Origin of the sequence: Mesorhizobium sp. M6A.T.Ce.TU.016.01.1.1, from assembly GCF_003997065.1 — a bacterium.
Lineage (GTDB): Bacteria > Pseudomonadota > Alphaproteobacteria > Rhizobiales > Rhizobiaceae > Mesorhizobium > Mesorhizobium mediterraneum.
On record NZ_RZTJ01000022.1, the window covers coordinates 66,765 to 87,731 of the forward strand.

The following is a 20,967-nucleotide window of genomic DNA, read 5'->3' on the forward strand; positions in this document are numbered from 1 at the left end:
ACTTGGCGCGATCAAGGCGGGCGTTAACGCACAGTGATTGAAGGCTTCGAAGGCATGCCAAAAACGGCAGGCCTGCCATATCAGGCCCAACGTCGCCGTCGGTTAGCCGGCGCTGGTGCGCGCCAGGCCGTCCTTGGCCGGCTGGTAGGTGGGATTAAGACGCACTGCCTCGCGGTAGGATTTCGCCGCCTTGGCCTTGTCGCCGCGCCGCTCGTAGATCAGCGCCTGGTTGGACCAGGCCTCGGCATTCTTGCCGTCGAGCTTGATCGCCATGTTGATGTCGGCGAAGGCATTATCCTCGTCGTTCATGGCGAGGTAGGAGAGGCCGCGGCCATTGTAGGGTTCGGCGGCGTCCGGCGCCAGCGAGATGGCGGTGGAGAAATCCTCGATGGCGAAAGCGTGCTGGCCCTGGCTCTGATAGATCAGGCCGCGATTGTGGTAGGCGCGGGCATCGGTCGTGTCGAGCTGGATCGCCTTCTGGAAATCGTTGAACGCTTCCTGGATGCGGCCGGCTTTGCGGTAGAGATTGCCGCGGCCGATATAGGCGGCGTCATAGTCGGGATTGATCTGGATCGAGCGGTTGTAGTCGGTAAGCGCGGCCGCCTGGTCGCCGAGGAAGCGCTGGATGAGCGCGCGGTTCGAATAGGCCTGGTAGAAATTCGGATTGAGCTGGATGGCGGTGTTGAAGTCCTTGAGCGCTGCCTGATACTGGCCGCCGCGGCCATAGGCCGAGCCGCGCACATTGTAGCCTTCCGGGTCCTGGGGACTGCGCTGGATAACGGCCGACAGCGAGGAGATGTTCTCGGCCGACCCTTGTGCCTTGTCGATGTTGGTGAATTCGCCGGTCGGGGCTGTCTGGCAGCCGGCGAGCGCCAGCCCGGAAAGCAAGGCTGCCGTCAGTGCAAAGCCGCGCAATGCGGTTCTGCGCTCCACGCTTATTGCATTCATGTCTGCTCTGTCCTCACTGCCCGCCGCGCCGTCAGGTCTGTTCCCTTCCGAACCGGCCTCTCCGAATCGAGGAATTCAAAACAAAAAGGTGGCGGCGATTACGCATCGCGCCACCTTGGATATCCTTCGAAAAGGACGAAAAATTGGCGTCAGAACCGCGGCGGACGCGGAGCACCGGCACCAGCAGCACCACCAGCCGCCACCGGGCGCGGGGTCATCGGCAGCAGGCCTTCGCGCTGGGCGCGCTTGCGGGCCAGCTTGCGGGCGCGGCGAACGGCTTCCGCCTTTTCGCGGGCGCGCTTCTCGGACGGCTTCTCGTAATGTCCGCGCATTTTCATTTCGCGGAAGATGCCTTCGCGCTGCATCTTTTTCTTGAGCGCGCGAAGCGCCTGGTCAACATTGTTGTCGCGGACGAGTACCTGCACGGGCAATCCTGTCTTTCGTGTTTGATATCAACAGGCAAGCGGCCATAGCCACTAGCCTCCGCGGCGATTTACACCACGAATTGTGGCGGCTGATAGCAGAATCATGCCGCTCTGTCCACTGCCGAAACGAAAAACCCGCCTCCGCGGCGGGTCGTCGGCGCAAATCAGCACCATGCCCAAGTACTTAGCATAACTGCCGTCAAAAAGCAAGAATCACGACCTCGGGTGTGTGCCTTCGCGACCGGGGTTCTGTCGCGCGGATGAGCGATCGTTGGCATTTCCGCCACCGATAAATTTCTGCTGCCCAATCCGGCAAAACGGCCCGCCTGGCTTGATCGATGAAGGAACCAACTTCGCTCCGCGGTGGTTGTTGCGGCGACGCAAGCAGAGGAGAAAACCGATGTCAGACACCCGTGAATGGCTTGTCCAGTGGCTCAGGGACGCGCATGCGATGGAGGAGCAGGCCGAAACCATGCTGAACGGACAGCTAAGCCGGCTGGAGAGCTATCCCGAGCTCAGTAGGCGCATCAGCCAGCACGTCGACGAGACGAAGGGGCAGGCCGCACGCCTCAGAACCTGCCTGGAAAGTTTAGACGAGGATACATCCACGCTGAAGGACGCCGGCGGCAAGCTGATGGCGGCGGCGCAGTCCCTGAGCGGCGTCTTCGCAGGGGACGAGGTGATGAAAGGTTCACTCGCGAGCTACACTTTCGAGCATATGGAGATTGCCTCCTACAGGATCCTCATCGCGGCCGCCGAATCTCTTGGCGAAACAGAGGTCGCCCGCGTCTGCGAGCAAAACCTGCGGGAAGAGGAGGCGATGGCCGAGTGGCTGAAAAACAACCTGCCCGCGACCACGGAGCAGTTCCTGGCTCGCACGGCGTCGGACAGCGACGATGCCAAGCGGTGAGGACAGCAGGCCGTCGGGCAAAGTGAAGCCATCTTCGGTGTGGCGGGCTTACAGCTATGCCTGGATTACCCTCGGCTTCTTCATCATCTCGCTTGTCGGCCACTGGGTCTTCGGCTGGTTCGCCTATCTCGACGAGCAGCGAGCGCTTGGCCAACCGCCCGAGTTCGGCGGCTATCTGATCGAGATGGGCCGCGACACGCTCGAAAACTGGCAATCGGAATTCCTGCAACTGCTTTGGCAGGTCGGTGGCCTGGCGTTCCTGCTCTTCGTCGGCTCGCCGCAATCTAAGGAGGGTACCGACCGGATGGAGGCCAAGATCGACGCGCTTCTCACCCTGGTCGATCCGCAGAAAGGCCAGGAGGCAATTCGCGAGTTGGACCTGCAGTATGACGGCCGGCATACCGACGAGCCGCACGCCCAGCGAAACTAAAGCTGGGGGCTGGAAATTTGGCCCGGAGCCGATCATCGCTCCGGGTTTTCTTCAAACGACGCAACCAGATCGCTATGATGCCGTGGCCAAATGAAGTCGCTCGAAATCCTCGAAGAACTCGCCGTAGTCGCAGGTTATTTCCTCGCCCGCCGCTATGTCGCGGATCGCGGTTGCCCCGCCATACCGCGAAAAATCCGTGTTCGGCATTTCGGCGTGGTTCATGAAGCGCCCATTGTCGACTTCATAGACCATGAATCCGGGCCGGTCCGGGCTTGGATAGGCATATCTGTCGAGCAATTCCTTGAGATGCGGCGGCGCGGCCTCATATTTTTCCATCGGGATCAGCCGGTCGAAATCCGGATCGAGCTGCCAGATCGACGTTCCCTTCCCGATCGGCTCGGCGGCGAACACGCCGACGCCCTCGATTGCGCTAGCAGCGATGTAGGTCCTGATCAGCAGCATGTTTTAGGCCCGTCTTCGAACAGCATTCTTCGAACAGAAAACGGAATCGCCAAATCGCGCCAAGAAAGCAAGCGCGGTTTTACGACATGCCCTTTTCCATCGTTCGCCGACGCGAAACGCCTCACGTCCGATTGATCGAGACGCCGCCATCGGCAAAGAGCGCCGTTCCGGTGGTGAAGCTCGACGCATCCGACGCCAGATAGAGCGCCGAGCGGGCGATCTCTTCCGGCTGCGCCATCCGCTTCAGAGCGTGGATGCCTTCGACGAAAGCCCGGGCTTCGGGTGTGGTCGTCGTCGCGCCCGGCGTGTCGGTGCCGCCGGGCAGCAGTGCGTTGACGCGCAACCCTTGTGCTCCGTATTCGGCCGCCAGAACCTGAGTCAAACCGATCAGCCCGGCCTTGGCCGCAGCGTAAGCGGCCATGCCCGGCATGCCGGCGGTGCGACCGACGAAGCTGGAGGTGAAGATCAGCGAACCGCCACCGCGCTCCAGTAGCGCCGGCACCTGGTATTTTGCACCGATAAAGGCGCCGGTCAGATTGATGTCGATGGTCTCGTGCCACGTCGCCAGCGACATGTCGGGAACCGGTCCCATCTGGCCGACGGAGCCAGCGTTGTTGAAGGCGATGTCGAGACCGCCGAACCTGTCCACCGCAAGATCCACAAGGGCATTGGCATAGGCTTCGTCTCGGACATCGCCAGCAAGGGCGATCGCGGTGCCGTCGGCTTCCTCGATTTCAGCGACGAGCGCGTCCAGCTCTGCCTGGCGACGGGCAGCGACGACCACCTTGGCGCCTGCCTCGGCAAAGAGTTTTGCCGTGGCGCGGCCGATGCCGGAACTGGCGCCGGTGACGATGGCGACCTTGTTGGTGAGTGCGAACATTTTTTTGCATCCTTTTTTCGCGCCAGCTTGGCCGGCAATCGGGGTGTTGATCGCAGGTCGAGGCGGCGCGAGCCACCCGATACCTGCGAAGGTGCCCGGATGCATCGTCGTTCGGCCCGCCGCTTCGGACCGGTCTTTTTTGTCGCGGCGCAAAACGGCAAGCGCCGTCGCAAACAGCGCAAGGCTGGCAGCGCTGTTTCGCTAGTGATACACCTCGCGCGCCGGCGCTCGATTGGATGCCCGGCCGCTATCTGCGAGGCTGGAACGTTGAAGAAATACTCGGTATTCGCCATCGCCCGTGAGGCCATGCGCGGCCACAAGGGCTGGGAGGAACAGTGGTCCTCGCCAGAGCCGAAGAAGGAGTACGACGTCATCATCGTCGGCGCCGGCGGCCATGGCCTGGCCACCGCCTACTACCTCGCCACGGTGCACGGCATCACCAATGTCGCGGTGCTGGAAAAGGGCTGGCTCGGCGGCGGCAATACCGGCCGCAACACCACCATCATCCGCTCCAACTATCTCTATGACGAGAGCGCCGGCATCTACGACCATGCGCTGAAGCTGTGGGACGGGCTCAGCCAGGAGCTCAACTACAACGTCATGTATTCGCCACGCGGCGTCATGATGCTGGCGCATAATGTCCACGACATCCAGGTGCTGAAGCGCCATGTCCACGCCAACCGGCTGAACGGCATCGACAATGAGTGGCTGACGCCGGAAGCGGCGAAGGAATTCTGCCCGCCGCTCAACATTTCGCGCGATGCCCGCTATCCGGTGATGGGCGCGACCCTGCAGCGTCGCGGCGGCACCGCCCGTCACGATGCCGTTGCCTGGGGCTATGCGCGCGGCGCTTCGGCGCGCGGCGTCCACATCATCCAGAATTGCGAGGTCACCGGCGTCAAGCGGGCGCCGAACGGTGCGGTCATGGGTGTCGAGACGACGCGCGGTTTCATCGGCGCCAGGAAGGTCGGCGTCGTTGCCGCCGGCCATTCGTCCGTCATCATGAACATGGCCGGCGTGCGCATGCCGCTGGAAAGCTATCCGCTGCAGGCGCTGGTGTCGGAGCCGGTCAAGCCGGTATTCCCCTGCGTGGTGATGTCGAACACCGTGCATGCCTATATCTCGCAGTCCGACAAGGGCGAGCTGGTCATCGGCGCCGGCACCGACCAGTATATTTCCTATTCGCAGACCGGCGGCCTGCACATCCTGCAGCACACGCTCGACGCCATCTGCGAGATGTTCCCGATGTTCACCCGCATGAAGATGCTGCGCTCGTGGGGCGGCATCGTCGACGTGACGCCTGACCGCTCGCCAATCCTGGCCAAGACGCCGGTGCCCGGCCTCTATGTCAATTGCGGCTGGGGCACGGGCGGCTTCAAGGCGACGCCGGGCTCCGGCCATGTCTTTGCCCACACCATCGCCAGGGACGATCCGCATCCGATCAATGCGCCTTTCACCATCGAGCGCTTCCGCACCGGCCGCCTCATCGACGAGGCGGCGGCGGCAGCGGTGGCGCACTGATGATGGCCGAGATGGCTGTCGCCATGCCGCTGATGCTCGCGGGAGAGCAAGGCCTGTTTCATTTTCCGTCGCCGGACGAGGTGCGCGTGCAGCCGATCAGTCGCGCCGAAAACGAGGCGGAATGGCCGTTTGCTGTCGATGACGGCGTTCTGGCCTGCGTCTGGAGCGGCGGGCAAAGAATCGTTTCCTTCTTTGAAGGTCGGCCATCCGATCTGGACGAGGACGAGCCATTCGAGCCGCGCGGCCTCATGGTCACCACCGATCCGATCCAGCTCACTATCGGCAACATGGCGAACCGCGCGCTTTTTCGCCCCGCGGCAAGCATCGAGGAGCGCATCCGGCTCGTCGCTCCTTTCGTGACGTTGGGCCAGAGGCTTTGCGATCAACCTGCCGGCGCTCGCGTCGGCCACGGCGAATTGTAGGAACAATCATGCTTCTCATCCGCTGCCCCTATTGCGAGGAAGAGCGTCCGGAACTCGAATTCCGCAACGCCGGCGAGGCGCATATTGCACGTTCGTCAGATATGGCCGCGACAAGCGATGACGACTTCGAAAAGTTCTTCTTCATCCGCTCGAATCCCAAAGGCATCATCCATGAGCGCTGGCGGCACATGCATGGCTGCGCGCGGTTCTTCAATGCCGTGCGCGATACCGTCAGCGACAGGTTCCTGATGACCTACAAGGCCGGCGAGCCGAAGCCCGCGAAGCTGCCGGGAGCCTCCAAATGATCGCAGCGTTCCGCATTCCCGGCGCTGGGCGCCTCAAGCAGGCAGAGACGGCCAGCTTCAGCTTCGACGGCCGGCCCTATGCCGGTGTCGAGGGCGATACGCTGGCCTCGGCGCTGCTTGCCAACGGCGTCCATCTGGTCGGCCGCTCGTTCAAATACCACCGGCCGCGCGGCTTCCTGTCCGCCGGGGCGGAAGAGCCCAACGCGCTGGTTGAAGTCAAGCGCGACGCAGCGCGCAAGACGCCGAATGTCCGCGCCACCGTGCAGGAGCTCTATGACGGGCTGACGGCACAGTCGCAGAACCGCTGGCCGTCGCTTTCCTTCGACGTCAGCGCGGTCGGCGACATCGCCTCGCCGCTGCTTTCGGCGGGCTTTTACTACAAGACCTTCATGTGGCCGAAGTCCGCCTGGAAGAACCTCTACGAGCCCAAGATCAGGGCTGCGGCCGGCCTCGGCGTCGCCCCCGACCAGCCGGATCCCGACCACTATTCGGCGCGCTATGCCCATTGCGACGTGCTGGTGGTGGGCGGTGGCGCTGCCGGCATCGCCGCCGCACTTGCCGCGGCCGAAACCGGCGTGCGCGTCATCCTTGCCGACGAACAGGCGGATTTCGGCGGCAGCCTTCGTTTCGAGAGTGGCGCCAGGGTCGACGGCCAGGATGGTTTTGCCTGGGCGCAAGGTGCAGTCGCCAAGCTCAAGGCCATGGACAATGTCCGCGTGCTGTCCCGCACGACGGCCTTCGGCTATTACGCGCAGAATTTCGTCGGGCTGGTCGAGCGCGTCAGCGATCATCTGCAGAGCCCCGGCCGCGACCTGCCGCGCGAGCGGCTGTGGCAGGTCCGCGCCAGCCGCGTGGTGCTGGCAACCGGCGCCATCGAGCGGCACATGGTGTTTGCCGACAACGACCGGCCCGGCATCATGCTGGCGTCGGCGGCGCGGACCTATCTCAACCACTACGGCGTCGCGGTCGGCAGGAATGTCGGCGTCTATACGGCCAATGATTCCGCCTATGCGGCGGCGATCGACCTGAAGAAGGCCGGCGTCGGCGTGGCGGCCATCGTCGATCTGCGCGACAACCCGACCGGACCGGTGATCGATGAGGCGAGGGCGCTCGGCATCGAGGTCAATTTCGGCCGCGCGGTGATCCGCGCCGGCGGCAAATTGCGCGTCTCGTCGATGACCGTGCAGCCGAAGAACGGCGGCGGCGAGCGCACCATCCCGGTCGACGCGATCCTGATGTCGGCCGGCTGGACGCCGTCGGTGCATCTGTTCTCGCAGTCGCGCGGCAAGGTTGCCTTCAACGACGAGACCAAGCGCTTCGTGCCCGGCGCCTATGCGCAGGACTGCGTCTCCGTCGGCGCCTGCAACGGCACGGACGGGCTGTCGGCGACGATCGACGAGGCCTATGCGGCGGGCGCCAAGGCGGCCAAGGATGCGGGCGTCAAGAATGCCGGCGCCAGCGCCAAGCCGAAGGTCGACGCCAGCGAGAGCTGGTCGCGCGGCATGCTGGGTGCGGCGCCCGGCGCCGGTGCGGACACGATGGTAAAGGCCTTCGTCGATTTCCAGAACGACGTCACCGCCAAGGACATCCGCCAGGCGGTGCATGAAGGCATGCGCTCGATCGAGCACGTCAAGCGCTTCACCACCAACGGCATGGCGACCGACCAGGGCAAGACCTCCAACATGCACGGCCTGGCCATCGCAGCCGAGACGCTGGGCAAGCCGATCCCGCAAGTCGGCCTGACGACGTTCCGCGCGCCCTACACGCCGGTCACCTTCGGCTCGATCGTCGGACACGCGCGGGGTCCGCTCTTCGACCCGACCCGCAAGACGGCGATTCATCCCTGGGCCGAGCGCCAAGGTGCCGTGTTCGAGGATGTCGGCCAATGGAAGCGCGCCTGGTATTTTCCCAAAGCGGGCGAAGACATGCATGCCGCCGTCGATCGCGAGTGTGTCACCGTGCGCAAGACCGCCGGCCTGTTCGATGCCTCGACGCTGGGCAAGATCGAGGTGGTCGGGCCGGATGCGGCCAAGTTCATGGAACTGCTCTACACCAATCCGTGGGAGAAGTTGGAGCCCGGCCGCTGCCGCTATGGCATCATGCTGCGCGAGGACGGCTTCATCTATGACGACGGTGTCGTTGGAAGACTGGCGCCGGACCGTTTCCATGTGACGACGACGACGGGCGGCGCGCCGCGGGTGATGAACCATATGGAGGATTACCTCCAGACCGAGTTCCCGCATCTCAACGTCTGGCTGACCTCGATCACCGAACAGTGGGCGGTGATCGCCGTGCAGGGACCGAAGTCTCGGGACATCATCGCGCCGCTGGTCGAAGGCATCGACATGTCGGACGACGCGCTGCCGCATATGTCGGTGCGCGAAGGCAAGATCTGCGGCGTGCCGACGAGGCTGTTCCGCATGTCGTTCACCGGCGAGCGCGGTTTCGAGGTCAACGTGCCCGCCGACCACGGCCAGGCCGTCTGGGAAGCGCTGTGGGCCGAGGGCCAGAAGCATGGCGCCTGCGCTTACGGCACCGAGGCGATGCACGTGCTGCGCGCCGAAAAAGGCTACATCATCGTCGGCCAAGACACCGACGGCACGGTGACGCCTGGCGATGCCGGTCTCGACTGGGCGGTCGGCAAGAAGAAGACCGATTTCGTCGGCATTCGCGGCATGGCGCGGCCGGATCTTGTCGCCCAGGGCCGCAAGCAGCTTGTCGGCCTGAAGACCAAGGACCCCAAGGTGGTGCTGGAAGAAGGCGCGCAGATCGTCGGCGATCCGAAGCAGGCGATCCCGATGACCATGATCGGCCATGTCACCTCCAGCTATTGGTCGCAAAATTGCGGCCGCTCGATCGCGCTGGCTCTGGTTGCCGGAGGCCGTGATCGGACGGGCGAGACGCTTTACGTGCCGATGCCAAACGGGACGATCGAGGTGGAGGTCACCGGCATGGTGTTCTTCGACCAGAAGGGGGAGCGCCTCAATGGCTAAGGCCGCCGCGAAGAAAACTGCCGCCACTGCGCCGTCGGCCGAACGCCGCCCGGCGCTCGCCGGCCAGGAATTTTCCGCCACCGGCGTCGCACTTGCTGTGTTGCCGCCGGCGGAGCGCATTTCGCTGCGCGCGCCGGAGGCCTCAGTCGCGGCGCTTTCGAAGGCGCTCGGCGTGACCCTGCCGCGAAAGCCCAAAACCTCGGCGGCAAAGGCCGGGCGCACTGCATTGTGGCTAGGGCCGGACGAATGGCTGGTCATCGACGAGGCGGCAAAAGATCCGCTCGCCGACTGCGTTGAGGTGACCGCGCTGCATTCGGCGGTCGGCATCTCGCATCGCAACGTCGCCATATCGGTCACCGGCCCGGCAGCCGCGGCAACAATCAATTCAGGCTGCCCGCAGGATCTGTCGCTTGACGCCTTTCCAGTAGGCGCGGCGTCGCGCACCATTCTGGGCAAGGTCGAGATTGTGCTGTTGCGCATCGCGGCCGATGCGTTCCGGGTCGAATGCTGGCGTTCCTTCTCCGATTATGTCTTTACTTTCCTGTCGGAGGCGGCAGGCGACGCGGCGGCTTAGGAACATTCGCTGCGCTCGACCGTTTGCCGGAGCAAGTCGAGGGAGAATGTCGATGCCGTCGAAATCCGCGCCGAATCCACCGGTCCAGAAGACGTCGGCCGTGCGCTCTCTCGAACACGAGAAGCACGAAGAATCAAACATCGAAGAGGAGCTCGAGGAAGGCCTCGAGGACACGTTTCCGGCCAGCGATCCGGTGTCGATCACCGGGACTTCGATTTCCGGCGCTCCCGCAAGGCCCGGCAAGGCCAAGATCGTGGCCGGAATGAAGAAGCGCAGGAAATAGCTTCCATCAGGCTCCAGCGGAGCCGGGCTGAAATGGCCACGAAAACGGGCGGTCAGGATTTCCTGCCGCCTATTTGTTTGACCCTCAGAATGTGCTGGGCACGATCCACGGATCGATGTCGATGCCAAGCCGCGGGCCCTTGCTTTCAGTCGAGCCATCGCGAGTGGCCGAGCCTGCCTTTTCCACCGATCCGGTCGCGCCGCAATCGAGCTTGATGTTGGTGTCGGCGCAGGCGGCTGGCGCCTGCTTGCCGGGCTGACTCTGGCCGGCGAGGGCCGCACCCGACAATGCCAGGACGGCTACGAGGGCGAGAATTGTCTTTTTCATCGTCTGTCTCCGGTTTCGTCGGCTGAAATTTTTCGTACATGTACGATATGGCGTACATATACGCCCGACAGTCGCGGGGTTCAAGCCGCAAATCGTACATGTACGAACAATTCTATTTGAATGTTTGGAATCGCATCGCGTCGGCACGCGCCGCCCGGCGCCGTTCACCAGTGCCTTGCGAGATATTCAGGTCTTCGAAACCAAGAATCCTTCAGCAGTTGGCCGGCGTTCCGGTCAGCGGCGGCACGTCCTGAGTGGCCAGCCCGGCAAGCGTGAAGTCGCACATCCGCTTCACGAAAGCCTGCTGATCGCCGAACGGATAAAATGGAAAGGTGATCAGCAGCGAGATCGTGCCGTGGCCGACCGCCCACAGCATGGTGGCGATGGCGCGTGGGTCGCCCTTGAGCCTGCCGGCGGCAACGCAGGCCTCGACTCTGCTGATCAGCACCTTCATCAACGGGTTGCCCTCTTGCATCTCGGCGAAGGTCCTACCTTCCGGCGGTCTGGTCTTTTCCGTCATGAACACCGTGCGGTATTCGTTGGGATTGCCGAGGCCGAAGGCCGCATATTCGGTCATCACCACCTGCAGCGCCTCGATCGGATCGTCGGCCGGATGATCCTCGATACGCTTTGCCAGAGTCTCGAAGGCATCCTCGGCCAATGCGAACAAGATGTCCTGTTTGTCGGCGAAATAGGAATAGACCGACATCGGAGCATAGCCGACGCGCTTGGCCAGCTTGCGGATGGTGAGGCCTTCATAGCCTTCCTCCTGCACGAGCTTGTGCGCCGCATCGACAAGCTCGGAGCGCAGTTCGGCCTTTTGTTTCTCGCGGCGTGTCTGGACGCTGAGCTGCAATTTGCCTGCCTTTATCCGTTGGTGGTTGGCTAAATTATATACGCTGTACGGAAACGGACAAGGCGCTGTCAAAACCAGCCTGAGCGTTCCGACATGCCCGTTTTCTTCTCACGTGAGGTGTTACCCCGACCCAAACGGGCAACATCGGGCCGTTACAAACGACCGATAGTTCGCTGCTCTGCAAAAATTTCCGTTTTGGGGAGGCCGATATGGCCACGACTGAGCTTTCGTCCGGCGTGTCGGACGTGGATCCACTTTCTCATGATGCCAGGCTGGCACTCAGGCGAGTCGTCATGGTTGCATGGTTGGCGATCGCACTCGGCTTCGCCATGGAGGCCCTTATTCTGGCTGGCAGATTTGCAGCAGGCTCCCACCCGGCTACCACCCAGGTCCTGATCGAATTGGCGCAAGGCGTGACATGGGCGTTCTTCGTCTGCGCCGGCGTCAGCCTCGGCACGGCGCTCGCCAAGGTGCGAGCCTCGCTCGGCGGCTTGATCAGCGCAATCTCGGCGCCACTGGCGATGGGCATCGCCAAGGGGACGCAAAAGGTCATGGTAAGTACGCTTGATGCGGCCGCAAAGCCGGCCATCCTCTCGCTCACGACGTTGGGGGTGCTGCGGGCGATCGAATACGGCCTGCTCGGCTGGATACTGGCCTCGCTGGCGTCGAAGGAAGAACCCCGTCCGCTCCATTTCGCGCTGGCAGGCGCCTTGATAGGCGCGGTGTTCGGCGGCGGAATCACGGTGCTGACGATCGAGACGGCCGCGGCGAAGGACGTCGCCCTCGCACTGCCGCAGGCTATCGCAACCGGCCTCAACGAGATCGTGTTTCCGATCGGTTGCTCACTGGTCGTCTACATCGCTCTGCAGATCGGCCGGCACATGAAGTTCATCTCCAGCGACGCTCGCTGAGCCGTCTATGCCGCCTCTGGCTGGCGCTCGATCAGCGTCAGCGTCAGCCAGCGGGCGGTCAGGGCCGGCTTTTTCGAACCCTCGATCTCGATGGTCACGTCATGCGCCGTCTGCACCCAGCCCGACGGCCTGACCTTCACGTCGGCCAGCACGAAACGGGTGCGGATGCGCGCGCCGGTCTTCACCGGCGCCAGGAAGCGCAGCGAATCGAAGCCGTGATTGACGCCCATCTTGCTGTTTTCGAGCGGCGGCATGGTCTCGAAGGTCATCGCCGACAGCAACGAAAGCGACAGGAAGCCATGCGCGATGGTGCCGCCGAACGGCGTCTCGCGCTTGGCGCGCTCCGGATCGCAGTGGATGAACTGGTGGTCGTCGGTGGCGTCGGCAAACTGGTCGATCATGCGCTGCGAGACCACCCGCCACGGCGACACGCCGACTTCCTTGCCGACGCTGGCCAGAAGCACATCGAGACTGATCGGTTCCACGCTGATGTCCTCCATTTCAACCGTCCGGAGCGCGAGCGGCTTCATTCCTTGAACAGTGTCAGCCCATGCTGCACCGACTGCCCGCCATCGATCGGCAGGACGGCGCCGGTGACATAGCTGCCGGCACGGCTGCACAAATAGAGCGTTGCGCCGGCAATGTCATCCGGCGCGCCGATGCGACGAAGCGGAACATGGCCGCCGACATGGTTGGCCTGTTCCTCGGTCGCGGTGGCGAAGGCGGTCATCCGGCTCTGAAAGGGCCCGGGGGCGAAGGCGTTGACGGTAATGCGACGGGCGGCGAACTCGATCGCAAGCGTGCGCGTCAGATGGTGAACCGCAGCCTTGGAGGCAGAGTAGGAATAAGCGTCGTCGGCCAGCGGCTGTGTGCCCATCACCGAACCCAGATTGATCACCCGGGCCGGATCGGCGTCGCTGGCGGCAGCATCGAGCAGCGGCAGAAGCTCGCGCGTCAGATGGAAGACGGCGGTGACATTGACGCCGAACACCTTGGCCCAGGCATGGTAGGGGAAGCTTTCCAGCGGCGCCCCCCAGGAAACACCGGCATTGTTGACCAGGATGTTCAGCCGCTCCGTCCGTGCCTTGACCTCGGCGACCAGCGCAGCGATGCCAGCCTCGCTGGAAACATCCCCGGAAAAACCCTCGGCCCGGCCGGAGCCGCCGAGGCCGTTCAATTCGCCGGCAACGCTGATGCAATCCTCGCCCTTGCGCGAGGCGATCATCACGGTGGCGCCAGCCCTGACCAAAGCGGTCGCCGCCATGCGGCCGATGCCGGTCGCAGCCCCGGTCACCAGCGCGGTCTTGCCGGCCACAGAAAACAGCTCGTCCAGATAGCTCATTGTAGGGTCTCCGCGCCTTTGCTTCGCGGCCCCGGGGGGCGGCGTCGCGTTGACAAGACTATTCGAACTACGATCATCTCTGCCGCGGGTAAAGTGCCGTGGTTAGGGCAAATCTCTTCAGGCAAATGACAGTGCCCAATTTGCATTGGAGATCAATTTTGTTGAAGTCAGCGCCGCCCCTCATCGCCCTGCCGGGCACTTCTCCCCGTATAGTGACGGGGAGAAGTGGCTGAAGCGATTGCCTGCCTGGTGCGCCGCTGCCTGACCCGAACCTACTCCGCCGGCTCGACATTGGTGTAGGCGGCTTCCTCGAGCTCGCGCTTCAGCCGTGATGCCTCTTCCACCTTGGGTGTGACGAAGCGACCGAGCAGGAGATAGGCGACCGGGGTCAGGAACAGCGTCGAGACGGTGGCCAGGCCCAACCCGCCGACGATCACCCAGCCGAGCGCGATGCGCGCCTCGGCGCCGGCGCCGCTCGCCAGCACCAACGGCACGCCGCCGAGCACGGTGCAGATCATCGTCATCATCACCGGCCGCAGCCGGATGGTGGAGGCCTGCTCGATCGCCTCGCGCACGCCAAGCCCGCGGTCGCGCAACTGATTGGCGAACTCGACGATCAGGATGCCGTTCTTGGCCATGACGCCGACCAGCAGCACCAGGCCGATCTGGCTGTAGGCGTTGAGGCTGGTGCCGCTGAGCAAAAGGGCAAAGATCGCGCAGGCGAGGCCGAGCGGCACTGTCGCCATGATGATGACCGCGCTGACGAAGCTCTCGAACTGGGCGGCGAGCACCAAAAGGATGATGACCAGCGAGAAACCGAAGATGGTGATCATGGCACTGTTGGTTTCGCCCAGCGTCGCCGCCTCGGCCAAGGGGACGATGCGGCTGCCCGGCGGCAGGAGCGGCGTGGCGATTGCCTCGGCGCGGGTGAGCGCCTGGCCGAGCGCGAAATCGCCGCTGAGGTTGGAGGTGATCGCCACCGACGGCTGTTGCTGCTCGCGGGTCAGCGAAGGCGGCACGGCGCGCTCGGTCAGCGTGGCAATGGTCGACATCGGCACGAAGCGGCCGTCGGCCGTCTTCAGGAAGATATTCTCCAGGTCGGTTGGATCGTTGATCGGGTTGGTCGTCGAGACGAGCTTCACCCCGTAGCTGCGGTCGGCGATATAGACGTCGACGACATCATTGCCGTCGAGCATGGCCTGGAAAGTGTCGGCAAGCCCGGTGATGTCGATGCCGAGGTCCGAAGCGCGCTCGCGGTCGATGGCCACGGAAAGCTGGGGTTGCGTCGGGTCGACGGAGAGCCGGGGCGACTGGAAGCGGGGATCCTTTTGCATCTCGGCGATGATCTTCACCGCAGCGTCGCCGAGCGCCGCGCGGTTGTTGCCGACCAGCGCGAACTGCAGGCCGTTGCCAGCGCCGCGAATGCCGAGGCTGTTGGGCTGCATCGGAAAGACGCGCACGCTTGGCACCTGCCGGGTGAGCCGGCTGATGTCGGCCATGATTTGCTGCTGGCTGCGCGTGCGCTCGTCCCAAGGCGCCAGCGTCATGACCATGAAGCCGGCATTGTAGGCGCCGTTCCGGCCGGCGCTCTCGAACGTGTTGCGGATTTCGCCGGAATCGCGCAGCGGCTGGATCAGTTTTTCGATCTTCTCCATCTGCTGCGTCGTGTAGTCGAGGCTGACCCCTTGCGGCGCGTCGACGCGCATGAGCACGACGGCACGGTCCTCGGTCGGCGTCAGTTCCTGGCGGATCGTGCCAAACAGCGTGAAGGCGGTGGCTGCAAACAGCAGCGCGACCAGAAGCACGATCCACGGCGCGTCGAGGCAGATGCGCAGGCAGCGCCGGTAGAGCGTGTTCAGCGCGCCGCCGATGCGGGCGCCGATGCCGCTGCCGCCTTCGTGGTGAAGCGGCGCGGCCGACAGCATGCGTGAGGCAAGCATCGGACAAAGTGTCAGCGCCACGACGGCGGACAGAAGCACCGATATGGCGAGAACGAAGCCGAATTCGCGGAACAGGCCGCCGGTCTGCCCGGGCAGGAAGGAGATCGGCACGAAGACGGCGACCAGCGTCAGCGTCGTGGCAATGACGGCGAAGAACACTTCCTGGGCGCCGAGCACGGCAGCGGCGCGTGGTCCCATGCCTTGGTTGCGTCGTCGCACGATGTTTTCCAGAACGACGATGGCGTCGTCGACGACCAGGCCCGTCGCCAGCACCAGGGCGAGCAGCGTCAATATGTTGACCGAGAAGCCGGCGAGATAGATAGCGGCGATCGTCCCGATCATGGCGACCGGCATTGCGAGGCCCGGAATGAGCGTCGCGCGCCAGTCGAGGAGAAACACATAGATGACGATCAGCACGATGGAGACCGACAGGCCGAGGGCGATCTCGACCTCATGCACTGCGCCGTTGACGAAGACCGCGTCGTCGCTGGTGACCTTGATCGACATGCCCTGAGGCAGGTCTGCCTGCAGGTTGTCGACGGCGGCCCTGACGCCGGTCGAAATATCCAGCGTGTTCGATTCCGCCTGGCGGATAATGCCGAGACCGATGCCAGTCTTGCCGTTCGAACGCAATGTGGTCTGGCCGATGTCGGGGCCAAGCGTGACGGTGGCGACGTCGCGGATGCGGGTCGTGCCGCCGATGATGATGTTCTCGAACTCCTCCGGCGTGGTCACGTCCGCCGTCGTGCGCACGATGAGGTCCTGGTTGGTCGTGGTGATCGAGCCGGCCGGCGAATCGAAAGCGACCGAGGCCAGCGCTGCCCTCATATCGGCGACGGTGAAGCCCAGGCTGGCGAGCTTGTTCTGGTCGACATCAATGCGGAAGATCTTGTCGCGGTCGCCATAGACCTGGACGTCGGCTACGCCGGGCACGGCGGCAAGTTCATCCTCGATCTGGTCCTGGACCAGCACCGTCATGTCCTGCACCGACATGGTGTCGGAGGTGACAGCCAGTCGCATCACCGGCTCGGAATTGGCATCGGCCTTGACGATGCGCGGTGCATCCGCCGTGTCCGGCATCTGGTCGGCGACGCGGCCGACGCCGTCGCGCACATCGGAGGCGGCGACGTCGAGGTCGACGCCATCATTGAATTCGATGGTGACGCGGCTCGTGCCGAAGGACGACGTGGACGAGATCGACTTCACACCGGAGACGCGGGCGACCGCGCCCTCAATCACGTCGGTCAATTCGCGGTCGACGGTCTCGGCCGCCGCGCCTTCAAAGGTTGTGTTAACGGTGACGACGGCGCGGTCAACGTCCGGCAGTTCGCGGATTTCGACGCCGTAGAAGGCGGCAAGGCCGGCGACCGCGATCAGTGTGTTCAAGACGAAGGCCATCACCGGCCTGCGGATGAATAGCGCGGTAAAGCCTGTGTCGCTGGCGGCGTTGTTGGAAGCGGTCATCAGCCGTCGGCGTCCGCGGCGCGCTGTTCTTCGCCGGCGATGGCGACCTCGCCGCCTTCGCTGACGCTCTGGGTGCCTTCGGTCACCACCATGTCGCCGCTGACGATCGGGGCGTCGATCAGCACGGTCTCGGTGTTGCGCTGGATGATGCGGACGGCCACCCGCTTGGCCTTGCCGTCCGCGATCGCCCAGACATAGGCGCCGTCCGATCCCCACTGGATCGCCAGCGGACTGACGGCTGGATAGCTGTCGCCGGGGAATTTCATGGCGATCCGGAAGGACATGCCGGCACGCAGCGAATCGGCCGGATTGGCGATCTTTGCCTTGACCAGAAGGGTGCGGCTGGCATCGTCGATGTGGTTGTCGATGGCGGCAACCGTTCCGGTATAGGCTTTGTTGGGATTGGCGATCGGCGTCGCCGACAATTGCGCGCCGACCTTGACGGCGGCGGCGAAGCGCTCCGGCACCCAGAATTCTACCAGTATGCTGGAGCGGTCGTCGAGGGTGGCGACCGCCGACTGGCTGGTCACATAATTGCCGGCTGATATTGGCAGGATGCCGACGACGCCGGCGATCGGCGCGACAATCGAGCGGCGCTGCAAGGCCAGTTCCGCATCGCGAAGCGCCAGCTTGGCATTGGCCAGCACCACTTCGGCATCGGCAACGGCGACCGCCGTCGCGGCGTTGGATGCGCGCAGCGATTTGACTCGAACGAGCTTGGCCTGCGCATCCTGCAAAGCAACTTTGGCGCGGTCCTGTGCGATCACCTCGGTGTCGGAATCGAGGGTGGCAATGACCTGCCCCTTTTCGACATGGGCGCCGGACTCGACCACGAATTCAACGAGGCGGCCGGAACTGTAGGGATTGACCGTCACCGAAGCGTTGGCGCGGCCAGTGCCGATTGCCTGCAGGCGATCGTTGATGATGGCCGCGGCCGCCGGCAACGCGACGATAGTCACCCTCTGGCCGGCGGCGTTGCCGCTGCCTGCTTGCCCGACCTTATCCACGGCGCCCGTTGGCGGCGTTGCGGCATAAGCCCAGTCGATGCCCCAGCGCGCCAGCACATCCGGCGCGCCTGGAAAAAAGCGAACCCAGGCGGCCGCGGCCGCGACCAGGATCACAAGTGCAAAAACGATCTGTTTCCAGGTGGCCATCGGCGCTCCGGTTGGCAAATATACCGTCTACGGCTCCCAAGGTGAAGTAGACGCGACGGCACACTCCGACACGCAGGATGACTCGTCGATATCAAAGCTTTATGGCAATTCTCCCACTCGCTTGCACATTAAATCGGTGTAACCTTGATAAGGGCTACGCTTGGGTCAAATTGGATCGGCCGGCTGCCGCCCGCTTCAGATGTGGCTCCCTTTGCTATCAATCTTCTTCAAGTCGAGCCGCGGAATGAGAAAGTCCAAGAATGCTTTAACCTTGGGGGGCTGAACGCCGCCGCCTGGCCGGATCGCATAGAGGGTCGGCTCGGGCCCTGCCCACTCGGGCAGGACACGGACCAGTCTTCCAGCGGCAACGTCCGACTTGACGCGCACATGGTTGGTCATGAACAGGCCAACTCCTTCCAGCAGGAACCCGTGAAGGGCCTCTGGATCGCTGGCGACGGCCACTGCTCGTACTTTGAACTGGGACCGCTCGCCGCCGCTCGATAGGGGCCATTCTACCGCCGGACGATTGAAATAGAACTCTGTCAACAGACAGGCATGTTCCGCCAGCTCCGAAGGATGCTGTGGCATTCCTGCACGTTCCAGGTAGGCCGGGGCTCCATAGATGCCCATCGGCAATGCGCCGAGCCGCCGAGCCGTGAGCGTGGAATCGGGCAGGGTGCCTTCCTGGAGCCGGAAAGCGACGTCGATGTCCTTGGCGACGAGGTCGACGACCTCGTGCCCAAGAAGCAATTGCGGGAACACCTCTGGATAGAAGCGGCGAAACTCGGTGAGCAGCGGCGCGAGGACGCGAGTTGCCAGCCAGTACGGGGCAGTAATCCGAAGCCACCCGCGCGGATGTTGCTGCAACTCCGCCACTGCGTTCTCCGCATCCTCCAGATTCTTCACCACTCGCTCGCAGTGCTGGAAATAGACCGCTCCCGCTTCAGTCAGTTTCAGGCTGCGCGTTGTCCGATTCAGCAATTGTGTGTGCAGTCTGGATTCCAGCTCCTGCACCTTCCGGCTGACCCGTGTCTTCGGCACCTTGAGCACGCGCGCTGCCGCTGTGAAGCTCCCCTCCTGCACCACCTTTACGAAAGCGACCGTATCGCTGAAGTCGCGCAGCATATGGGGCCTCCAGCAAATTCGGATTGTCTCTCATTTCGAGACATTGATGTCTGAATCCGCTCGATAATCAAGCCGTATCCCTCAGGGTAGATCATGATTGTCCTATCAACAGCAAACCCAACTGGAGACTACCATGATCAAATCCCTAGCGATCGCCGTCGGTGCGCTGACGCTTTCGGCAACTGCTGCCGGTGCGCAGAGCGTGCCGCTCCGCAACATCGTTCTCGTCCATGGCGCCTTTGCCGACGGAGCTGGATGGCGGGGCGTCTATGACCAACTGACAAGCCGTGGCTATAAAGTCTCGATCGTCCAGAACCCGCTCACGTCGTTCGAGGACGATGTCGCCGCAACGCGTCGCGTGCTCGCCCGGCAGGATGGGCCAGCCATTCTCGTCGGCCATTCCTACGGTGGCACGGTAATTACAGAAGCCGGCAACGCTGCCAATGTTGCGGGCCTCGTCTATGTCGCCGCCTTCGCGCCAGAGGTCGGTCAATCCACGCTGGACCAATATGCCGAGGTTCCTCCGCCGCCGAACTTTCAGCCTGACGTGCAGCCCGATGGCTTTGCGTTCTTGAAAACTGAGACGTTTAAGGACGGCTTTGCTGGGGATACCAACGATGCCGACGCCGCATTCCTGCGCGACTCCCAGGTGCCGATCGCTATGAGGGCGCTTGAGGCCAAGGTGACGACGGCGGCATGGAAGACCAAGCCGAGCTGGTACGTTGTCGCGACTGAGGACGGCGCTATTGCGCCCGAATTGCTTCGGAGCACCGCCGATCGTATTGGGGCGGTCACGACCGAGGTCAAAGGCAGCCATGTGGTGTTCCTTACCCAGCCGGAGGCTGTAGCCGACGTGATCGAACAGGCTGCCAAGGGTGTGGTGCTGGGCGATACCGCGGTGGCACCGAACTGACAGCGCCCAACCGTAGCTCTGAGCCACGGCCAAGAGCGCAAGCGGAAAACGCGCAAGATACTAGTGCATCCCCGGGGGCGTCATCGACGCTCCCGGCATATGACAGGAAGGTCGGATTAGGACCCGGTCGAGTCGTCGCTTTGGTGCTCTTTGAGACGCGGCAGCGCTGGAGCAGCGAAGTTTCAAACCGACTCGTACCGCTGCTCTATTGTGAGCATCGGACTTCTCAAAGCCGGTGCTCACCCCCGGGCCCGAGGGCAGGCTTCTGGTGCGAGCCGCTGAACTCAGTCCGATCCCGCCTGCCGGTCGTCGAGCGAGATGTCTGGAGGACTTGTTTGAGGGCCTCAAGTCTGTTGCGCTGCGACGCTCGCTCGGCGGTCCCGTTCTTCGCTGATGGCACCAACAGCCGGGACGAATGGTTCCAGCCGTCCGGCCGCGCCGCCATGCAGATCCGCCGAAACCGTCGGGCTCCAGTCCCCGTTTGCCATGAATACCGCGTTGCAGACCGGACATGGCCGCGTGATCCTTGAATTTTCCTGTTTTGTTCCCATATAGAAGGACAGGATCGGAGACGGTTCCGCGGTATGGCCCTTGGCCTTGCGCGGCTAACAGTTCTCCGCAAAAAAGATTTGAAATGGTTGTTGACAGTTTGGACGGGCGCCGACTATATACGCCTCACCAACGAGGGCGGCGCGCCGCTGGCGACGAAGAAGTTCGCTTCTAGATCTGCCCTCTGCGAAATTCAAGAGAGCCGCGTGAGCGACACTCGAACGGCCCCGAGC

The 20,967-nt window shown here is 63.5% G+C and carries 21 protein-coding genes and 1 pseudogene; 11 read left to right on the plus strand and 11 right to left on the minus strand.

The genetic code is table 11. The features are described 5' to 3' along the window. Window positions 1-102 precede the first annotated feature (102 nt). Window positions 103-948: a tetratricopeptide repeat protein gene (locus EOC94_RS27825; protein WP_126105081.1), complete on the minus strand. Its 846-nt coding sequence runs from the start codon at window positions 946-948 to the stop codon at window positions 103-105. 149 nt (window positions 949-1,097) lie between these two features. Continuing rightward, window positions 1,098-1,373: a 30S ribosomal protein S21 gene (gene rpsU, locus EOC94_RS27830; RefSeq protein ID WP_095488505.1), complete on the minus strand. Its 276-nt coding sequence runs from the start codon at window positions 1,371-1,373 to the stop codon at window positions 1,098-1,100. A 400-nt stretch (window positions 1,374-1,773) separates the two neighbouring features. On the opposite strand from rpsU, the gene EOC94_RS27835 reads away from it, so the two are divergent. Both EOC94_RS27835 and EOC94_RS27840 read left to right on the plus strand, forming a co-directional pair. Next, window positions 1,774-2,283, plus strand: coding sequence for a DUF892 family protein (locus tag EOC94_RS27835; RefSeq protein WP_126105082.1), 510 nt, complete (start codon window positions 1,774-1,776; stop codon window positions 2,281-2,283). Further along, the gene (locus EOC94_RS27840) at window positions 2,270-2,713 is read left to right on the plus strand and encodes a DUF6766 family protein (protein ID WP_126105083.1); all 444 of its coding nucleotides are present in this window, start codon (window positions 2,270-2,272) and stop codon (window positions 2,711-2,713) included. The genes EOC94_RS27835 and EOC94_RS27840 overlap by 14 nt, the downstream gene beginning before the upstream one ends. Before the next feature lie 72 nt (window positions 2,714-2,785). On the opposite strand, the gene EOC94_RS27845 is transcribed toward EOC94_RS27840, so the two are convergent. Together EOC94_RS27845 and EOC94_RS27850 are read right to left on the minus strand one after the other, a co-directional pair. Beyond that, the gene (locus tag EOC94_RS27845) at window positions 2,786-3,175 is read right to left on the minus strand and encodes an SET domain-containing protein-lysine N-methyltransferase (RefSeq protein ID WP_126105084.1); all 390 of its coding nucleotides are present in this window, start codon (window positions 3,173-3,175) and stop codon (window positions 2,786-2,788) included. A 121-nt stretch (window positions 3,176-3,296) separates the two neighbouring features. Next, window positions 3,297-4,055 (minus strand): SDR family oxidoreductase, encoded by a 759-nt coding sequence (locus EOC94_RS27850; RefSeq protein WP_126105085.1) that lies wholly within the window; start codon window positions 4,053-4,055, stop codon window positions 3,297-3,299. A gap of 267 nt (window positions 4,056-4,322) precedes the next feature. Between EOC94_RS27850 and EOC94_RS27855 the strand changes: the two genes are divergently transcribed. From EOC94_RS27855 to EOC94_RS27880, 6 genes are read left to right on the plus strand one after another with little or no spacing between them, the layout of a single operon-like run. Beyond that, window positions 4,323-5,576, plus strand: coding sequence for a sarcosine oxidase subunit beta (locus EOC94_RS27855; RefSeq protein WP_095488502.1), 1,254 nt, complete (start codon window positions 4,323-4,325; stop codon window positions 5,574-5,576). Next, a complete protein-coding gene (locus EOC94_RS27860) occupies window positions 5,576-5,998 on the plus strand; it encodes a hypothetical protein (protein ID WP_127294656.1) in 423 nt (140 codons plus the stop codon). The genes EOC94_RS27855 and EOC94_RS27860 overlap by 1 nt, the downstream gene beginning before the upstream one ends. Before the next feature lie 8 nt (window positions 5,999-6,006). Further along, window positions 6,007-6,303 (plus strand): sarcosine oxidase subunit delta, encoded by a 297-nt coding sequence (locus EOC94_RS27865; protein WP_127294658.1) that lies wholly within the window; start codon window positions 6,007-6,009, stop codon window positions 6,301-6,303. Continuing rightward, window positions 6,300-9,296, plus strand: a complete 2,997-nt coding sequence (locus EOC94_RS27870; protein WP_127294660.1) for a sarcosine oxidase subunit alpha — start codon at window positions 6,300-6,302, stop codon at window positions 9,294-9,296. The genes EOC94_RS27865 and EOC94_RS27870 overlap by 4 nt, the downstream gene beginning before the upstream one ends. Then, window positions 9,289-9,870, plus strand: a complete 582-nt coding sequence (locus EOC94_RS27875; RefSeq protein WP_127294662.1) for a sarcosine oxidase subunit gamma — start codon at window positions 9,289-9,291, stop codon at window positions 9,868-9,870. The genes EOC94_RS27870 and EOC94_RS27875 overlap by 8 nt, the downstream gene beginning before the upstream one ends. Window positions 9,871-9,922: 52 nt before the next feature. Continuing rightward, window positions 9,923-10,153 carry a hypothetical protein gene (locus EOC94_RS27880; protein ID WP_095488556.1) on the plus strand — a complete coding sequence of 77 codons (231 nt, stop codon included), beginning with the start codon at window positions 9,923-9,925 and terminating at the stop codon, window positions 10,151-10,153. Between the two features lie 84 nt (window positions 10,154-10,237). Here the strand turns inward: EOC94_RS27880 and EOC94_RS27885 are convergent, their stop codons facing one another. Together EOC94_RS27885 and EOC94_RS27890 are read right to left on the minus strand one after the other, a co-directional pair. Continuing rightward, a complete protein-coding gene (locus tag EOC94_RS27885) occupies window positions 10,238-10,480 on the minus strand; it encodes a lipoprotein (protein ID WP_127294664.1) in 243 nt (80 codons plus the stop codon). Window positions 10,481-10,691: 211 nt separating this feature from the next. Continuing rightward, window positions 10,692-11,336 carry a TetR/AcrR family transcriptional regulator gene (locus EOC94_RS27890; RefSeq protein WP_126105090.1) on the minus strand — a complete coding sequence of 215 codons (645 nt, stop codon included), beginning with the start codon at window positions 11,334-11,336 and terminating at the stop codon, window positions 10,692-10,694. 209 nt (window positions 11,337-11,545) lie between these two features. Between EOC94_RS27890 and EOC94_RS27895 the strand changes: the two genes are divergently transcribed. Further along, window positions 11,546-12,247, plus strand: a complete 702-nt coding sequence (locus EOC94_RS27895; RefSeq protein WP_127294666.1) for a hypothetical protein — start codon at window positions 11,546-11,548, stop codon at window positions 12,245-12,247. Window positions 12,248-12,252: 5 nt separating this feature from the next. Here the strand turns inward: EOC94_RS27895 and EOC94_RS27900 are convergent, their stop codons facing one another. From EOC94_RS27900 to EOC94_RS27925, 5 genes are all read right to left on the minus strand, one after another. After that, window positions 12,253-12,747 (minus strand): MaoC family dehydratase, encoded by a 495-nt coding sequence (locus EOC94_RS27900; RefSeq protein WP_029348059.1) that lies wholly within the window; start codon window positions 12,745-12,747, stop codon window positions 12,253-12,255. A 26-nt stretch (window positions 12,748-12,773) separates the two neighbouring features. After that, window positions 12,774-13,589 carry an SDR family oxidoreductase gene (locus tag EOC94_RS27905; RefSeq protein WP_126105092.1) on the minus strand — a complete coding sequence of 272 codons (816 nt, stop codon included), beginning with the start codon at window positions 13,587-13,589 and terminating at the stop codon, window positions 12,774-12,776. Window positions 13,590-13,861: 272 nt separating this feature from the next. Next, the gene (locus EOC94_RS27915; RefSeq protein WP_127294670.1) at window positions 13,862-16,993 is read right to left on the minus strand and encodes an efflux RND transporter permease subunit; all 3,132 of its coding nucleotides are present in this window, start codon (window positions 16,991-16,993) and stop codon (window positions 13,862-13,864) included. Then, the gene (locus EOC94_RS27920; protein ID WP_127294672.1) at window positions 16,993-18,147 is read right to left on the minus strand and encodes an efflux RND transporter periplasmic adaptor subunit; all 1,155 of its coding nucleotides are present in this window, start codon (window positions 18,145-18,147) and stop codon (window positions 16,993-16,995) included. The genes EOC94_RS27915 and EOC94_RS27920 overlap by 1 nt, the downstream gene beginning before the upstream one ends. Before the next feature lie 195 nt (window positions 18,148-18,342). Beyond that, the gene (locus EOC94_RS27925) at window positions 18,343-19,272 is read right to left on the minus strand and encodes a LysR family transcriptional regulator (protein WP_127294674.1); all 930 of its coding nucleotides are present in this window, start codon (window positions 19,270-19,272) and stop codon (window positions 18,343-18,345) included. A gap of 133 nt (window positions 19,273-19,405) precedes the next feature. On the opposite strand from EOC94_RS27925, the gene EOC94_RS27930 reads away from it, so the two are divergent. Both EOC94_RS27930 and EOC94_RS34390 read left to right on the plus strand, forming a co-directional pair. Beyond that, window positions 19,406-20,185, plus strand: a complete 780-nt coding sequence (locus tag EOC94_RS27930; protein WP_127294676.1) for an alpha/beta hydrolase — start codon at window positions 19,406-19,408, stop codon at window positions 20,183-20,185. 584 nt (window positions 20,186-20,769) lie between these two features. Further along, window positions 20,770-20,967, plus strand: a pseudogene (locus EOC94_RS34390) (hypothetical protein); the annotation flags it as partial.

Bases quoted from the DNA above. Each gene is read 5' to 3' on its own strand.
- EOC94_RS27825 (WP_126105081.1), bottom strand. From the start codon at position 948: ATGAATGCAATAAGCGTGGAGCGCAGAACCGCATTGCGCGGCTTTGCA.
- EOC94_RS27900 (WP_029348059.1), bottom strand. From the start codon at position 12,747: ATGGAGGACATCAGCGTGGAACCGATCAGTCTCGATGTGCTTCTGGCC.
- EOC94_RS27870 (WP_127294660.1), top strand. From the start codon at position 6,300: ATGATCGCAGCGTTCCGCATTCCCGGCGCTGGGCGCCTCAAGCAGGCA.
- EOC94_RS27840 (WP_126105083.1), top strand. From the start codon at position 2,270: ATGCCAAGCGGTGAGGACAGCAGGCCGTCGGGCAAAGTGAAGCCATCT.
- EOC94_RS27905 (WP_126105092.1), bottom strand. From the start codon at position 13,589: ATGAGCTATCTGGACGAGCTGTTTTCTGTGGCCGGCAAGACCGCGCTG.
- EOC94_RS27875 (WP_127294662.1), top strand. From the start codon at position 9,289: ATGGCTAAGGCCGCCGCGAAGAAAACTGCCGCCACTGCGCCGTCGGCC.
- EOC94_RS27885 (WP_127294664.1), bottom strand. From the start codon at position 10,480: ATGAAAAAGACAATTCTCGCCCTCGTAGCCGTCCTGGCATTGTCGGGT.
- EOC94_RS27920 (WP_127294672.1), bottom strand. From the start codon at position 18,147: ATGGCCACCTGGAAACAGATCGTTTTTGCACTTGTGATCCTGGTCGCG.
- EOC94_RS27930 (WP_127294676.1), top strand. From the start codon at position 19,406: ATGATCAAATCCCTAGCGATCGCCGTCGGTGCGCTGACGCTTTCGGCA.
- EOC94_RS27915 (WP_127294670.1), bottom strand. From the start codon at position 16,993: ATGACCGCTTCCAACAACGCCGCCAGCGACACAGGCTTTACCGCGCTA.
- EOC94_RS27925 (WP_127294674.1), bottom strand. From the start codon at position 19,272: ATGCTGCGCGACTTCAGCGATACGGTCGCTTTCGTAAAGGTGGTGCAG.
- EOC94_RS27895 (WP_127294666.1), top strand. From the start codon at position 11,546: ATGGCCACGACTGAGCTTTCGTCCGGCGTGTCGGACGTGGATCCACTT.
- EOC94_RS27835 (WP_126105082.1), top strand. From the start codon at position 1,774: ATGTCAGACACCCGTGAATGGCTTGTCCAGTGGCTCAGGGACGCGCAT.
- EOC94_RS27865 (WP_127294658.1), top strand. From the start codon at position 6,007: ATGCTTCTCATCCGCTGCCCCTATTGCGAGGAAGAGCGTCCGGAACTC.
- EOC94_RS27860 (WP_127294656.1), top strand. From the start codon at position 5,576: ATGATGGCCGAGATGGCTGTCGCCATGCCGCTGATGCTCGCGGGAGAG.
- EOC94_RS27880 (WP_095488556.1), top strand. From the start codon at position 9,923: ATGCCGTCGAAATCCGCGCCGAATCCACCGGTCCAGAAGACGTCGGCC.
- EOC94_RS27850 (WP_126105085.1), bottom strand. From the start codon at position 4,055: ATGTTCGCACTCACCAACAAGGTCGCCATCGTCACCGGCGCCAGTTCC.
- EOC94_RS27845 (WP_126105084.1), bottom strand. From the start codon at position 3,175: ATGCTGCTGATCAGGACCTACATCGCTGCTAGCGCAATCGAGGGCGTC.